This is a genomic window from Tardiphaga sp. 20_F10_N6_6, from assembly GCF_052076045.1.
Classification (GTDB): domain Bacteria; phylum Pseudomonadota; class Alphaproteobacteria; order Rhizobiales; family Xanthobacteraceae; genus Tardiphaga; species Tardiphaga robiniae.
On sequence record NZ_CP197239.1, the window covers coordinates 20,028 to 34,899 of the forward strand.

General features: G+C 59.4%; 11 protein-coding genes. 9 read left to right on the plus strand and 2 right to left on the minus strand.

The window, feature by feature from the left end:
- The first annotated feature begins 564 nt into the window (after positions 1-564).
- Positions 565-1,542 carry a GDP-L-fucose synthase family protein gene (locus tag AB7813_RS00085; protein ID WP_441227832.1) on the plus strand — a complete coding sequence of 326 codons (978 nt, stop codon included), beginning with the start codon at positions 565-567 and terminating at the stop codon, positions 1,540-1,542.
- A 68-nt stretch (positions 1,543-1,610) separates the two neighbouring features.
- Here the strand turns inward: AB7813_RS00085 and gmd are convergent, their stop codons facing one another.
- Positions 1,611-2,702, minus strand: coding sequence for a GDP-mannose 4,6-dehydratase (gmd, locus tag AB7813_RS00090; RefSeq protein ID WP_441227833.1), 1,092 nt, complete (start codon positions 2,700-2,702; stop codon positions 1,611-1,613).
- A 521-nt stretch (positions 2,703-3,223) separates the two neighbouring features.
- Here gmd and AB7813_RS00095 point away from each other — a divergent pair.
- A complete protein-coding gene (locus AB7813_RS00095; protein ID WP_441227834.1) occupies positions 3,224-3,418 on the plus strand; it encodes a hypothetical protein in 195 nt (64 codons plus the stop codon).
- A gap of 7 nt (positions 3,419-3,425) precedes the next feature.
- Here AB7813_RS00095 and AB7813_RS00100 read toward each other — a convergent pair whose 3' ends face one another.
- On the minus strand, positions 3,426-4,439 hold the full coding sequence (locus AB7813_RS00100; protein ID WP_441227835.1) for an MraY family glycosyltransferase: 1,014 nt from the start codon (positions 4,437-4,439) through the stop codon (positions 3,426-3,428).
- 256 nt (positions 4,440-4,695) lie between these two features.
- On the opposite strand from AB7813_RS00100, the gene AB7813_RS00105 reads away from it, so the two are divergent.
- From AB7813_RS00105 to AB7813_RS00135, 7 genes are all read left to right on the plus strand, one after another.
- Positions 4,696-5,694 (plus strand): NAD-dependent epimerase, encoded by a 999-nt coding sequence (locus AB7813_RS00105; RefSeq protein ID WP_441227836.1) that lies wholly within the window; start codon positions 4,696-4,698, stop codon positions 5,692-5,694.
- 9 nt (positions 5,695-5,703) lie between these two features.
- Complete coding sequence (locus AB7813_RS00110; RefSeq protein WP_441227837.1) at positions 5,704-7,116, plus strand: mannose-1-phosphate guanylyltransferase/mannose-6-phosphate isomerase; 1,413 nt, start codon at positions 5,704-5,706, stop codon at positions 7,114-7,116.
- A 392-nt stretch (positions 7,117-7,508) separates the two neighbouring features.
- Positions 7,509-9,092: a TolC family outer membrane protein gene (locus tag AB7813_RS00115; protein ID WP_441227838.1), complete on the plus strand. Its 1,584-nt coding sequence runs from the start codon at positions 7,509-7,511 to the stop codon at positions 9,090-9,092.
- Positions 9,093-9,308: 216 nt separating this feature from the next.
- On the plus strand, positions 9,309-11,495 hold the full coding sequence (locus AB7813_RS00120; RefSeq protein WP_441227839.1) for a type I secretion system permease/ATPase: 2,187 nt from the start codon (positions 9,309-9,311) through the stop codon (positions 11,493-11,495).
- Positions 11,482-12,816, plus strand: coding sequence for an HlyD family type I secretion periplasmic adaptor subunit (locus AB7813_RS00125; RefSeq protein ID WP_441227840.1), 1,335 nt, complete (start codon positions 11,482-11,484; stop codon positions 12,814-12,816). The genes AB7813_RS00120 and AB7813_RS00125 overlap by 14 nt, the downstream gene beginning before the upstream one ends.
- 224 nt (positions 12,817-13,040) lie before the next feature.
- Positions 13,041-14,078: a transglutaminase-like cysteine peptidase gene (locus AB7813_RS00130; RefSeq protein WP_441227841.1), complete on the plus strand. Its 1,038-nt coding sequence runs from the start codon at positions 13,041-13,043 to the stop codon at positions 14,076-14,078.
- A gap of 124 nt (positions 14,079-14,202) precedes the next feature.
- A complete protein-coding gene (locus tag AB7813_RS00135; RefSeq protein ID WP_441227842.1) occupies positions 14,203-14,547 on the plus strand; it encodes a hypothetical protein in 345 nt (114 codons plus the stop codon).
- Positions 14,548-14,872: the final 325 nt, after the last annotated feature.

The window sequence follows — 14,872 nt, forward strand, 5'->3', positions numbered from 1 at the left end:
CACCCCTGAGTGTAGCTGAGGTTTCTTCGCGAAGTAAAAGATCCGCTACAGCTAGGAACGCTGACGTTTTGCTGCGATGTAGAAGCGTTCTTCATGTACTACGTCGGTCAGTCGTTCGCAACGCGCGTTCGTATTGATCGACCTTCGCATCAGCGACAAAGATGGCCATCTCTTAGAGATATGCGCACGAGCAAGCCAACAACGGGACGTATTCAGGGGGCGAGTGCCGGGAATTGTCCGATGATGATCAGCATATGCGGCTCATGTAGATGAACCAGTACGGCGAAAGCATGCACTAGAACAAAAGCGCTAGTTCGAGCTTCGATCTGGCGCTCAGGCGAAGACGTGACCGGCCATTTTACAAGCGGCGATCAATACCTACGACCGACAAGTTGCGGTACTAACGTTGAAAGAGGGGCAGAGTGTCGAACAGTGAAGCGATGTTCTTCCGGACCAACGAAGTAATGGGAACTTGAATAGCTTGCAGTAGCGATGCGTGCTACAGACATGAAATGTCGGTATAGATGGCAGCTCAAGGAATTCGTGATTTAGGGAACCTGACTTGTGTGTCCGTTTAACTATGATCTGACTGGGAAGAAGGTCTTTGTCGCGGGGCATCGTGGCATGGTGGGATCGGCGATCGTGCGCCGCTTGGCGACGGAAGATTGCGAGATCCTGACTGCCGAACGCAAGGACACCGACCTTCTCAACGAAGAACAGACCCGGAGATGGCTTGAACGACACCGGCCAGATACTGTCGTGCTTGCTGCGGCAAAGGTGGGTGGCATCGGTGCCAACAATGCGCTGCCTGTTGATTTTCTCTGCGAGAACATGCGTATCCAGCTCAATGTCATCCAGTCCAGCCACGCTGTCGGCGTCGACCGTCTGTTGTTCCTCGGCTCATCCTGCATTTATCCGAAATTCGCCAAACAGCCCATCAACGAGGACTCATTGCTGTCCGGCGCGCTGGAGCCGACCAATGAATGGTACGCGATTGCCAAGATTGCCGGTCTGAAGATGTGCCAGGCCTATCGACAGCAGTTTGGTCGCGATTACATCTCGGCGATGCCGACCAATTTATACGGCCCTGGTGACAACTATCATCCGGAGCACAGCCATGTTCCGGCAGCGCTGCTGCGCCGTTTCCATGAGGCCAAGCTGGCGGATGCACCGTCGGTAGCGGTATGGGGAACGGGGACGCCGCTGCGTGAGTTCCTTTATGTTGACGATATGGCCGATGCCTGCGTGTTTCTGCTCAAGCACTATTCCGAGCGGGAGCCAATCAATGTCGGCACCGGCGACGAAGTCTCGATCGGTCAGTTCGCCGCGATGGTCGCGGAGGCCGTTGGCTATCTGGGCAAGCTCGAATTCGACACCAGTAAGCCGGACGGTACGCCGCGCAAGCTGCTCGATTGCTCGCGGCTTCTGTCGCTTGGATGGAAGCCTAAGACGTCATTGCAGGAAGGGCTACCGAAGGCCCTGCATGACTTCTTGGATGGCGGAGGACGCCATCTTCACGTCACCAGCGATGCTGCCGAATAATACAGGCCGAGCGTAGCAGGGGTCCAAATCGGCCGAAGTGCGTCACGAGACCGCGCTTCGGCCGTCTATCATTCGAAGCGTTCGAAGTAGCGAAAGCCGTGGCGCTTGATTAGCTCGTCGCGCTCGGCCGAGCGCAGGTCTTCCTGCATCATTTCCGTAACCAGCGACTGAAACGAGGTCTTCGGCACCCAGCCGAGCTTGTTCTTGGCCTTGGAGGGATCGCCAAGCAACGTGTCGACCTCGGCTGGACGAAAGTAACGCGGGTCGACGGCCACGATGCACTTGCCCGACGTTGCATCATAGCCCTTTTCGTCGATACCCTTGCCCTCCCAGCGGATCTTGATGCCGATTTCCGCTGCGGAAAGATTGACGAATTCGCGCACCGAATGCTGCTCGCCGGTCGCAATCACGAAATCCTCCGGTTGCTCCTGCTGTAGCATCAGCCATTGCATTTCGACGTAGTCGCGGGCATGACCCCAGTCACGCAACGCATCGAGATTGCCGAGATAGAGACGTTCCTGCAGGCCGAGCTTGATGCGCGCCACGGCGCGCGTGATCTTACGCGTGACGAAGGTCTCTCCACGGACCGGTGACTCGTGATTGAAAAGGATGCCGTTGCAGGCATACATACCATAAGCCTCGCGGTAGTTCACCGTGATCCAGTAGGCATAGAGTTTCGCCACTGCATAGGGCGAACGTGGATAGAAGGGCGTAGTTTCCTTCTGCGGGACTTCCTGGACCAGACCATAGAGTTCTGAAGTCGATGCCTGATAAAAGCGCGCCTTCTGATCCAATTTGGTGATGCGCATGGCCTCAAGGATTCGAAGTGCGCCGAGAGCGTCGGAGTTAGCCGTGTATTCCGGTTCCTCAAACGACACCGCCACATGGCTCTGGGCGGCAAGATTGTAGATTTCATCCGGCTGGACCTGCTCCACGATGCGGATCAGGCTCGAGGAGTCGGTCAGATCGCCATAATGTAGCTTGAAAGTAGAATTGTCGTCATGCGGATCACGATACAGATGATCGATACGGTCGGTGTTGAAAAGCGAGGTTCGGCGCTTAATGCCGTGGACCGCATAACCCTTGGTGAGCAGCAATTCAGCGAGATAGGCGCCGTCCTGGCCGGTAACGCCGGTGATCAGCGCGGTCTTCGTCATCATTAAAAAACGTCCTCTTTGATTGTAGTAACTTGTAAGCGCGCTATCTTTATCATGAAAGACCTGCGAAGTCCGGTCGGTATTTCTTACTTCCTTGAATTAACTGTAAATTTTAAGCTCGTCGATCCGCTTTTTGCTGGCGCTATCTTAGATGTCATTGCCGCCCAGGCGCGCGACAGCAGTCCTATCCTGTAGTTGCACTGATTACATGACGTTCGGCTAATCATTTTCGAGCACGCTTCCACACCTATTGCCGGCAAGTTGCTGGAAATATCGACCTTCCGCGTTGTGCTTGGCCGGCGACAGCTTTGGCCACGATTGGCGCACTGGAAGATTGAAATGGAAGAAGCAATAATCGCGACGAATGCCTTGGCCATTGCTGTCGGCGGCATCGTGGTAGCAAAGCCCTCATAGAATGCCGATGCATCGGTCTAGGTGCTCAGCATAGGGCAACCGGTGAAGATCGTCGATCTCGCCGACCGCATGATCCGGCTGTCCGGCCTTCAGCCCGGCTCAACGAGATATTGTTCGCCGATCAGGAGCCAACCAGCGAGATCGGTATCGCCGGCATGGTCGCCGCCCGCCCGAACGACCTGCCGCTGGAGACGCTGAACAGCTGGCTTGCGATCTTGCGGAAGGCCATTGAGGCGGATCAACACGAGATCGCTGTGGCGATGCTGAAGGATACGGTGCCGGAATATCGGGCGGCGGCACAGTGAGTCTGCGTCAGCGGCGCGGCGTCGAGAAGGAGCGCAATACCGCGGCGACGGCGACGCTGCCAAATACAAGCAGAACTGCGTCGGCGACGCCTGAGCGGAGATAGATCGACAACCCGGCCAGTGCCGCCAGGCAGATATTGAGCACGAACGCCGTTCGCACAACCTCGATCACGGCGAAGCCATTGTCCGTCGCGCGCTGATAGAAGTGCGAGCGATGCGCCAGCCACACCGGCTCGCGTTTTGCCAGCCGCCGGAGCAGGGTGATGGTCGCGTCGGCAAGGTAATACAGCGGCAGCAGGATGGCGGCAGCCAGATGGTGCGCATAGGCCAGTTGCAGGAAGCACCAGGCCAGCAACAGCCCGATGGGGAGGCTGCCGACGTCGCCCAGAAACATCTTCGCAACGGGCCGATTGAACGGCGCGAAGCCGAGTGTGGCGCCGCAAAGCGCAGCGGCAATGAGCGCCGTCGATAACGGCAGTTGCCCGGAGAAGCCGATCAGCACCAGCGCTGCGGTGATGGGAATCACCTCGGCCACTGTGATCCAGTCGAGCCCATCCATGAAATTCACGAGATTGACGAACCAGAGTGCGGCCAGCAGCAGCAAGCAGCGTTCGATCCAGAGAGGCAGGTCCGGTGTGATCTGCAGTGTCGGGGGCAGGGCAAACAGGATCGCGGCAATACTGACGGCTTGCAGCAGCAGTCGCGGCGTCACGGAAATCGGACGCAGATCATCAATTGCGCCGATGGTCGCGATCAGGATCGTTGCAGCGAACAGTACCCACAGTGCCGGTGTCGCTGAGACGGGAAGAACTGCAATGGAGAGCCCGGCAACCAGCAGAGTGACTGATATCACCGCGATGCCGGCGCCTTGCGGTGTCGGCACCTTATGGGACGATCGGGCATTCGGTCGCGCCATTGCATAGCGGATAAGCAGCGGATGAATGGCCTTGATGCAAACCGCGGACAGAACCGCGGCTACAACCAGAGCGACGAAGGTTGTAATCAGTTCAAATGACGACATCAGGATGACATTGATCGCAGGAAAGACATGCGTTGCGGGGAAGATTTGGGTCGCAATGAGACAAATAGTTCGGAGTTATGCACGGCGGCTCTTCTTATCCTGTTTTCACGGCATAGCTGGCGGCGAAGGCCGCGCTTCTGACGCAATCGGATGCTGCGATGCCGAAGTGTTGCAACATCATTGCCTGGATGGCTAATGGAATGCGACACGGATCGTCGTGCAACGTGGCGATTTCTGGCGAATGTCTGGGGACACGATGTCTGAACAACCCATCCTTGTCACCGGTGCTGCGGGCTTCATCGGTTTCCATGTGACGCGGCAGCTGCTGGCCGAAGGCCGAACGATCATTGGCCTCGATAGCGTCAACAGCTATTACGATCCGGCGCTGAAGGAGGCGCGGCTGAAGCTGCTGGAGGGCCAGCCTCGCTTTACCTTTGTGAGGGCGAATCTGGCAGATCGTCCCGCGATCGCAGCGTTGTTTGGCGAATACAAATTCCCGGTCGTTGTTCATCTCGCTGCGCAGGCGGGTGTGCGCTATTCGATCGATCAGCCGCACGCCTATGCCGATGCCAATCTCGAGGGTTTTCTCAATATCCTCGAAGGATGCCGGCACAATGGCTGTGAACATCTGCTTTATGCGTCGTCATCGTCGGTCTATGGCGCCAACAAGAAGAAACCGTTTTCCGTCAGCGACAGGGTAGACAATCCGATCAGCCTTTATGCTGCGACGAAGAAGGCCAACGAGTTGATGGCGCATTCCTACAGCCATCTCTATCGCCTGCCGACCACCGGGCTGCGTTTCTTCACCGTCTATGGTCCCTGGGGTCGGCCGGATATGGCGATCTTCCTGTTTACCAAGGCCATTCTCGACAAGCAGCCGATCAAGCTTTTCAATCACGGCAACATGCGCCGCGACTTTACCTATGTCGACGACGTTGTCGGTGCTATCGGGCGGCTGATTGATCATGTGCCGACGGGTAGCGAAGACGAGGCGCCAGCGCGAATCTACAACGTCGGTAACCACAAGCCAGAGGACCTTTTGCATGTGGTCTCGGTTCTTGAGAAAGAACTCGGGCTGGAAGCCATCAAGACGATGTTGCCGATGCAGCCGGGCGACGTGCCTGAGACTTTTGCCGATGTGGACGATCTGATGCGTGACGTCGGCTTCAAGCCGGATACCTCGATCGAGGAAGGGATTCGGCAATTCGTGACGTGGTATCGCAGCCACTACGGCAATCTGAACGCGAAGGGTTGAGAGCGACTGATGAGCAAGCGCATTATTCCCCTGATCATGTGTGGCGGTGCCGGGACGCGCCTGTGGCCGTCGTCGCGTGAGGGGCGCCCGAAGCAATTTCTGCCATTATTCGGGCCGCGCTCGACCTTTCAGGACACCGTGATTCGCGTATCTGATGCTGGCCTGTTCGATCGTCCCATTGTCATCACCAGTGCCGCCTATCGGTTCATGGTGCGCGAACAGCTCGCCGAGATCGGGCTCGATGCAGACATCTTGCTCGAGCCGGCGCGGCGCGATTCAGGCCCGGCCATTGCCGCCGGTGCTGCTTTTGCACAGGCTCGGGACGAGGAAGCCGTCGTGCTTGCGCTTGCGGCCGATCACGTGGTGCGCGACGTGCCGGCTTTCGTGGCGGCGTGCCGGGCTGGGCTGGTGGTTGCCGATGCCGGCCACATTGTGACGTTCGGCGTTCAGCCGGAGCGTCCGGCCACCGAGTACGGCTATATTTCACCCGGCCAGGTGCTTTCCGGCGAGGTGAAGAGTGTCGCCAAATTCGTCGAGAAGCCGGATCTGCAGACGGCAACCGGTTATATAGAGGCCGGTTATCTCTGGAACAGCGGCAACTTCATGTTTCGGGCGGGGATGCTGCTCGATGAATATCGCCGCGTCGACAGCGATAGTGTCGAGACCATCACCAGCGCTGTGGCGAAGGCCGGCCGCGATCTCGGCTTCTTTACGCTCGATGCGGACGCTTTTGGGAAGGCAAAATCGATCTCTGTCGACTATGCCGTGATGGAGAAGACGAGGAAGGCGGCCGTGGTGCCGGTGTCCTGCGGCTGGTCGGATGTCGGCTCGTGGCTCGCAGTGTGGGAGCTGTCCGACAAGGATGCGCAGGGCAATGCCGCGCAGGGCGTGGCGGTGTTCGAGGACTCGCGCAACTGCAACGTGGCCAGCGATGGTCCGGTGGTGGCGCTGGAGGGCGTCGACGATCTCGTGGTGGTGGCGACGCACGACGCCGTGCTGGTCTCCCGCCAGAAGGATGCCAACGGCTTGAAACGGCTTGTGGCGAAGCTGAAGGTCACGGCGCCGCAGGTCACCGAGGATCATCTCAAGGTGCATCGCCCATGGGGATCTGTGCAGGCTCTTGAGGATGGCGAGCGCTATCAGGTCAAGCGCCTCGTGGTGAAAGCCGGCGAGCGGCTGTCACTCCAGATGCACCACCATCGCTCCGAGCACTGGATCGTGGTGCGTGGCAGCGCGAAGGTGACGATCAACGATCTGATCAAGACCGTCCACGAGAACGAGTCGATCTACATCCCGCTCGGTGCCACGCATCGTCTGGAAAACCCGGGCAAGATTCCGCTCGAGCTGATCGAAGTGCAGACAGGTAGCTATCTTGGCGAGGACGACATCGTTCGCATCGAGGATGACTACAAGCGGAACTAGCCTCCGCCGGGCGTAGCTCACCCGAATCGATGCACCCACAGCGTGCATTAGCCTGAATTGGTGCCGGTGAGGGGCTACCACGATCCCTTCATGTCGTATCTTTTTCCATTTTACGAAATAGCGATGATTGCCACAATTGGGCGCGCTCTGGCCCGCCCAGCGCGCATTCATCGTCCTGGAGGTGGTTCTGCCCCTCACGAAATCGTGTTAACCTGTTGTTAGGAATTGATAAATACCTGAAATCAGGATCGAAAATGACAGTGCCGTGACGGATAATCGGGCCGTGCCGCCTCCGGACGAGGTAATGCATTCTTGCAACAATGAGTCAGTTTTCGATCCAAAATGTGGCTTTCGGATTGCGGCAAGTTCCGTTTCTTGTTAGCGCTCAATCCATGAAGCAGATCGCAAAGATTTTCCTTGTAGTTGTATTGCTGGGATCGAGCGGCAAGTTCGCTCATGCAGCCGAACCATTTTTCATTCTTGACGCCATCAATCAGGCGGTAAAGACGAACCCAGGTGTCGGCGAGGCGTCTGCCAATCGCCGCGCCACCGAAGCCGAACTTCGCCAGAGCCAAGGTACTTTGCTGCCTCAGATCAGGCTGCAGGCGAATACCGGTCCCGAGATGTTGAACCGGGCGATCGTTCCCGCGCCGGCCGGCAATGGCTCCTATGTCAATGGCAGCGAGGCGTCGGTAACGGTGCGCCAGCTGGTGTTCGACGGCTTTGCGTCGATTAACGACATCTGGCGTCAGGCCGCGCGGGTCGATGCTGCTGCGTTCCGGGTGCTTGAACGGACCGAACTGATCGCGCTCGATGCGGCTGAAGCCTATGTAGATGTGACGCGCTATTTGCGTCTGGTCGCGTTGGCCGAACAAAATCTCAAGGTTCATCTCGAACTGCGCGCCAATGTCCGTGCACGTTTCGCTGGCGGGCGTGCCGGTGAGGGCGATACCCAGCAGGCGGAAGAGCGGGTGGCTGCGGCAGAAGCCGTGCTGTCGGATTTCCGCCTCAGCCTCGATTTCGCGCGCGCCAAGTATCGCAAGACCGTTGGTCTTGAGCCGTTCAATGTGCGTTTCCCCGGTCGCTTGCCGGATATGCCGGCAACCAAGAACGAGTCGCTTGACGTCGCCTTCAAGTACAATCCTACGATCCGCGCCGCCGGCGCAGATGTCGATGCGGCGAAGCGCGCTTTTGACTCGACCGCCGGTGCATTCGTTCCGAACGTCGCTCTGGAAGGCCGCGCGCTGCGCGGCAAGGACTCGATCACCTATCCGGGCAATCGCGACGAAGTTAGCGGCAAGGTTGTTGTGAGCTGGGATATCTTCCGCGGCGGTCAGGATGCGTGGAAGCGCGCCGAAGCTGGCGAACGCATGATCGAGCAGCAGCAGCGCCATGCACGCCTGCAGCGCGATGCGCTGGAGTCGCTCGACAAGGCATGGGCTGCGCGGACGATCACGACGGAACGTGCAGCAGCGCTGGTGCGTGAAGTTGAAGCGGCTCGCCGTACTTTCGTGGCCTACAACAAGGAATACGAGCTCGGTCAGCGCACGCTGATCGATCTGCTAAACTCGCAGAATCAGTACTTCAACGCCAACGTCTCGCTGGTGTCTGCACGCGGCGTCACCGTGTTCGCCGACTATCAGTTGCTGGCAGCCATGGGACAGTTGCTGTCCTATCTGAAGACCGGCAAGCCGCCGGAGTCTGAGCCGATCGAGAGCCGTGCATCCGGTCTGATCCCGTATCGCCTGCCGCCAATCCTGCTGACGGCGCCGGAGCCGGGATCTGAACCACTCAATACGGTTCTTCCGTTCCAGACCTGGAATTCGCCTTTCGCACCGGCGCTGGAACCGAAAGTCGTGCTGTTCGGTGATCGCTGGGCCTCGCAAGATCTGTCGAACGCCAACGCATTGTTCGTGACATCGGGCCAGGTCGGGCAGGGCGGCGTGTCGGCCGATGCTTCTGCAGGACGCCGTTAACCAATTAAGCAAGCGGATTTATAATCCGCGGTCGGGTTTACCGTAAGTTCAGCAATTCGTCTGAACCGCGAAATAGTACAGGCGCTCCGCAAGGATCGCCTGTAAAGCTGGCAAGTCATATTTTGTAAGGCCAGTAGATCCGCGCACGGGTCATACAAGGCGCCTGGAATTTCCGAGGCTGCATTGAACATTCGCTCACCCCAGTTCGATATTGCAATGGACCTGCCGGCTGTGCCCGTAGCGGAGATCGAGCATCGGCATGCCGATCCGTTAACGGACAGTCTGCTTTACCTCGCCGCGCATCACGGCAGAGCTGTCAGCCGCAGTGCGCTGCTTGCCGGTCTCCCGGTCGAGCGCGGCGTGCTGACAACGGCTCTGTATGAGCGCGCGGCGCAACGGGCGGGCCTCGAGGCCGAACTGAATGAGCGGCCGCTTAAGGATATCCCTGCGCTGGTCCTGCCTGCTGTGCTTCTGTTTCACGATGGTTCGACGCGGATCCTGCGCGGCATCGATCTGGCGAGTGGCCGTCTGACACTGGCAGCCCCCGTCGGTGACGGTGCGATCGCCATGGAGCGCATCGAAGCCGTCGAAGAGAAATATGCCGGCTTCGTCTATTTCGTCCGTCCGGCGTCCGTCAGCGATCCGCGCGCTGTCGCCGCCGGCGATTTGCCGAAGGCGCACTGGTTCTGGTCCGTCGTCAGCCGGTTCGGCTCCAACTACAGCCATGTCGCCATTGCAGCTTTCATCGTGAACATGCTGGCGCTCGCCGCGCCGCTGTTCACCATGAGCGTGTATGATCGCGTCATTCCGAATGGCGCGATCCCATCGCTGGTCGCACTTGGTATCGGCCTGTCGCTGGCGATCGCTTTCGACTTCCTGCTCAAGGTGGTCCGCAGCCGCATCATCGACATGACCGGCAAGAAGATCGACGTGGTGCTGGCGTCGAACATCTTCGAACATGTTATGGCGCTGAAGATGGACAAGCGCCCGCCCTCGGTCGGCATTCTCGCCAATCAGATGCGCGACTTCGACTCGGTGCGCGAATTCTTCACGTCAGGCACGGTTGTGTCAGCGACCGATATGATATTCGCGATCATCTTCATCGCAGTGCTGTTCGTGATTGCCGGGCCGCTGGCTTGGATCCCGCTGGCGATGCTGCCTGTGATGATCCTCGTCGGTCTCTTGATCCAGCGGCCGCTCGATCGTGCGATGAAGCGCCTGCAGGCAGAGTCGGCTGCGCGCCACGGCATCCTCATCGAGTCGCTGAACGGCATCGAGACCGTTCGCGCTGTCGCCGGTGAAAGCCGGGTGCAGACAGTGTGGGAACGTTCCGTCGCAGCGACGGCACGTTCCAGCGAAGGCGTGCAGTTCTGGTCGTCACTGGCGATGACCAGTGCGAGCGTGGCGACGCAGCTCTGCAGTCTGTTGCTGGTTGTGGTCGGCGTGTTCCTCATTCTCGACGGCAAGCTGTCGGTCGGTGCGCTGGTTGCGGCCAATATGTTATCGGGCCGCATTCTCGGTCCCATCGCCGGCATCGCGGCCGTGATGACACGCGCGACGCAGACCATGTCGGCCCTGCGGTCGATCGATCGCCTGATGGCGACGGAGCGCGAGCGACCGCCGGAAAAGATCTTCGTGGCCCGCGAGATCACCAAGGGCAGCATCGAATTCCGCAATGTCAGCTTTTCCTATCCGAACAGCCCGGCCAAAGCGCTCGACGGCATCTCTTTCCATGTGAAACCTGGCGAGAAGATCGGTATTATCGGCCGGGTCGGCTCAGGCAAGACCACGGTCGGCCGTCTGGCGACGGCGTTCTATCCGCCGAGCGAAGGCAGCATCCTGATAGACGGCATCGATATCCGGCAATACGACCCCGCGGACCTGCGCGCCGGTATCGGTTTCGTGCTGCAGGACACCGATCTGTTCTACGGCAAGCTGCGTGACAACATCACGCTGGGCCGTCCCGATGCGACCGATGAGGAAGTGCTCGCGGCTGCAAGGCTGTCCGGCGTCGAGACCTTCATCGCCGGTCATCCGCAAGGCTACGATATGATGGTTGCCGAAGGCGGCCGTAGCCTGTCGGGCGGCCAGAAACAGGCGATTGGCCTTGCGCGTGTGCTGATCCGCAAGCCGCGCGTGTTGTTTCTCGACGAGCCCACGGCGCATTTCGATGTGCGCAGTGAAGGTGAATTCCTCGATCGCCTCAAGACGCTCGCCAAGGGTGAGATGTCGATCATCGTCTCGACGCATCGTCCGTCGCTACTGTCGCTGGTCGATCGTATTCTCGTGTTCGACAACGGCAAGATCGTCGCCGACGGTCCCGCCGATCAGATCCTGACGCGCTTGCGTCCGCAGCCGCAGGCTCCTCAAGCCGCGGGGAGGCCGGTCAATGTCGCAGTCTGATTTCGCATTTTCAAACGACGTTCGTGCGGCCATGGAAATGCGCACGCCGCGCACGGCGCGGATGTTGTTGATGACCGTCACCGGTCTGCTCGTCGTGTTCCTGCTGTGGGCACACTTCGCCGTGCTGGATGAAGTGAAGCGCGGCAATGGCAAGGTGGTGCCGTCGCGCCAGACCCAGGTGGTGCAATCGCTCGAAGGCGGCATCATCAGCGAATTGCTGATTCAGGAAGGCGCCATCGTCAGGAAAGATCAGCCGCTGGCGCGCATCGAAGATACCAACTTCGCGGCGCAGTTTGGCGAAATCCGCGAACGGCGCGGTGCCATGGCTGCCCGCGTGATCCGATTGGAAGCAGAGACCTTCGGCAAGACCAGCGTCGAGTTTCCGGAAGATCTCACAAAGCTTGCACCGCGTGCGGTTCAGACCGAACGCAGCGTGTTCGACGCTCATATGCGCAAGCTTGCGCAGGACATCGACGTGATTGCCCAGCAGGAATGGCAGAAGAAAAAGGAAATCGACGAGCTCCGTGCGTCGGAAACCCGCTTCTCCGAGACGCTGACGCTGTTGACCCGCGAAACCTTGCTGACGCGCCGGCTCTATGAGCAGAAGGTCGTTCCCGAGATCGAGATGCTGCGGTCCGACCGGCAGGCCACCGACATGCGTGGTCAGCTCGCAGTGGTACAGGCGACCATGGTCAAGACCGAGGCCGCCGTGAAGGAAGCGCAGTCGCGGCTTTTGAATATCACCACGGCATTTCGTTCCGCGGCGGAAGATGATCTCGCGAAATCGCGCGGCGATCTCGCGGTCCTCGACGAGAACATCAAGTCCGCGCAGGATCGCGTTCGGCGCACCGAACTGCGGTCGCCGGTCTACGGCATCGTTAACAGACTCAACGTCACCACCATTGGTGCGGTCGTTGCACCTGGCGCCAGCGTGATGGAGATCGTGCCGCTCGAGGATACCCTGCTGGTGGAGGGGCGCATTCGTCCGCAAGACATCGCCTTCATCCGCCCGGACCATGAGGCGGTGGTGAAGCTCAGCGCCTACGACTCCTCGGTCTATGGATCGCTGCACGGCCGGGTCGAACGTATCAGCGCCGATACCATCACCGACGAGAAGGGCGACAAGAATGAGCGCGGCGAGACGTTTTACCGCGTGATGGTGCGCACCGAAAAGAACCATCTCGGGACTGCCGAGCAGCCGTTGCCGATCATTCCTGGTATGGTGGCGACAGTGGAAGTCCTGACCGGCAAGAAGTCGGTGCTGGATTATCTCGTGAAGCCTGCGCGCATGCTGCGTGACGAGGCGTTTCGCGAACGCTGATAGCGCTACGGAGCATCTCCGGTGCTCCGTATGTTACCTTGCTCCCAGCCCGTCAGAGTCAACGAACTCTTAAAACGCAGGCTTCGCTAAAATTCGAGCGAATGCGTTGGTAGGCGATTGAGCGCGTTCAACGACATACAAGCCCAGGTTGACGTGTTTTAACCGGCCCGAAGCAGCCCCCGATTTATCCCTGATGCCACAAGATCCGGACGGGGATCGGCGCAATGACGTCGGCCGATGCTCCGGACAACGGGGCGTCAGTCATGTTGCGTATCGATCAGACGCGGGCATTCCCGCGTGCGCTGGGGTTCGTGCTCGCCGGTGCTGTAAGCGTCAGCGCTTGCGATGGAGCATTTGCCAAGTCACGCGCGAAGAAGACGGTGCTTGAGCGCCCCGTGATGGAATCGGTGATCGCGGGCATGACCGCGCCGCCGGTTCGGTTCTTCACGATCAACCAGGTGCTGGCCAAGCGTGACAGCGAGAACCGTGCAAAGCCCGGCAATATCGAACTCGCATCCTTGCACGCGTCGCAGGGATCAGATGCCAAGGTGATCAGCGATGCGCCGTCTCCGGCCGCGATCCTGCCTGCCACCAGCGAGGAGCCGTTCGGCCTGTTCACGTTCCGCGCGCCTGAAGGGCTGCTATGGACGAAATGGCGCGGTGTGGAAGCGCGTATGCGCGCCGACTTGAAATCGATCGAGGATTGCAAGGCTGATAGCGAGAACTGCGCCGCCGGCGCGCGCAAGTTTGTCGCCGTCACGCGTTCCGCCGCCGAGTTGGGTCTGCGCACACGCGTCGAGGCGGTCAATCGCGACGTCAACTATGCGATCCGCTATGTCGGAGACTATCAGCAGCACGGCGTCGCCGATCTGTGGAGTTCGCCGCTCGAGACGCTATCTGCGGGCATCGGCGATTGCGAAGATTATGCGATCGCCAAATTCGCCATGCTCGTCGCAACGGGTGTGCCGGAGGCCGATATCAAGATGATGCTGGTGCGTGACATGGCGGTGCGCCAGGACCATGCGGTGCTGACCGTCCGTGTCGATGGCCGCTGGCTGGTGCTCGACAATCGCTACTCCCGACTGTCGGAAACGCGCGATCTGCCGCATTTCATGCCGCTTTTCGCCATCGACCACAAAGGCGTCAGCCTGTTCGCCGCGCCCTATGCCGCGCGTCCGCATCATGAGAGTGAGACCGACATGTTGCCCGCGGCCGAGGTGGACGGCTTCGGGGGTGGCTCTTCCTTGCCGCTGGCGCTCTGAGATAGTTCGACAACACAACGTCGACAATCGGCCTGATATCGACGTTTTATGCGCTTCGCGATCTTGTACTTCCGTGCATCTTGGGCTCTTAATGCGCCAGGGTGAGGTCGACGAGGGGATTGAGATGCGCTTCAAGCACACGCTGTTGGGTTTGTTGGTGGCGGCCGGAATGGCTTCCGGTGCAACTGTCTCGCATGCCGAAGGCCTGCTTCCAGGCGCTGCCTTCTCCGTCGATTGTCAGAATGGGGCGGTCTACAAGCTGACCTCCGGCCGTGTGACCTTTCCCGGTGATATTGTCACCGGCCATCTGTACCTGACCCCGCGCCGTGCAATGCCTGTTCGCCTGATCCCGATGGGTGAGGGATATCGCTATGCTGGCCGTGGCGTATGGCTGGATGGCATTCGCGAGCGCGCGCTTCTGTATAGGGCCAAGTATAGCCCGGTCGCGTGCGTCGTTACCCGCATCTAGACTTTTATCCTATCAATTATCTCCTGCGATAGCAGTCCTGCGATAGCGAGTTGCGTATCTGCGCAGCTTGCTGATTCACGTCTGTGTCCGGAGAACAAGTCCGCGATCCCAGAGATTCGCGGAATGCGCGCTGCAAATGGCGACCTTGCCGTCTGGCCGTGGCGCGAATGCGCTTTAAGCAACTGTCCCATTTCGAAATTTGCTTGCGAAGGGCGATCACTGCGCGGCGGTTCGCGCCGCTGTCGATATCGGCTCGCGAAAGCAAATTCAGGCGCCCGTCCAATATTGGCGGAGGTGCCTGTGGTTGTGAGCTGATTTCGTTGTT

What these genes read in the sequence shown, in the direction of transcription:
- gmd (WP_441227833.1), bottom strand. Translation starts at nt 2,702, where the DNA reads ATGATGACGAAGACCGCGCTGATCACCGGCGTTACCGGCCAGGACGGC.
- AB7813_RS00100 (WP_441227835.1), bottom strand. Translation starts at nt 4,439, where the DNA reads ATGTCGTCATTTGAACTGATTACAACCTTCGTCGCTCTGGTTGTAGCC.
- AB7813_RS00105 (WP_441227836.1), top strand. Translation starts at nt 4,696, where the DNA reads ATGTCTGAACAACCCATCCTTGTCACCGGTGCTGCGGGCTTCATCGGT.
- AB7813_RS00110 (WP_441227837.1), top strand. Translation starts at nt 5,704, where the DNA reads ATGAGCAAGCGCATTATTCCCCTGATCATGTGTGGCGGTGCCGGGACG.
- AB7813_RS00115 (WP_441227838.1), top strand. Translation starts at nt 7,509, where the DNA reads ATGAAGCAGATCGCAAAGATTTTCCTTGTAGTTGTATTGCTGGGATCG.
- AB7813_RS00120 (WP_441227839.1), top strand. Translation starts at nt 9,309, where the DNA reads ATGGACCTGCCGGCTGTGCCCGTAGCGGAGATCGAGCATCGGCATGCC.
- AB7813_RS00125 (WP_441227840.1), top strand. Translation starts at nt 11,482, where the DNA reads ATGTCGCAGTCTGATTTCGCATTTTCAAACGACGTTCGTGCGGCCATG.
- AB7813_RS00130 (WP_441227841.1), top strand. Translation starts at nt 13,041, where the DNA reads ATGACGTCGGCCGATGCTCCGGACAACGGGGCGTCAGTCATGTTGCGT.
- AB7813_RS00135 (WP_441227842.1), top strand. Translation starts at nt 14,203, where the DNA reads ATGCGCTTCAAGCACACGCTGTTGGGTTTGTTGGTGGCGGCCGGAATG.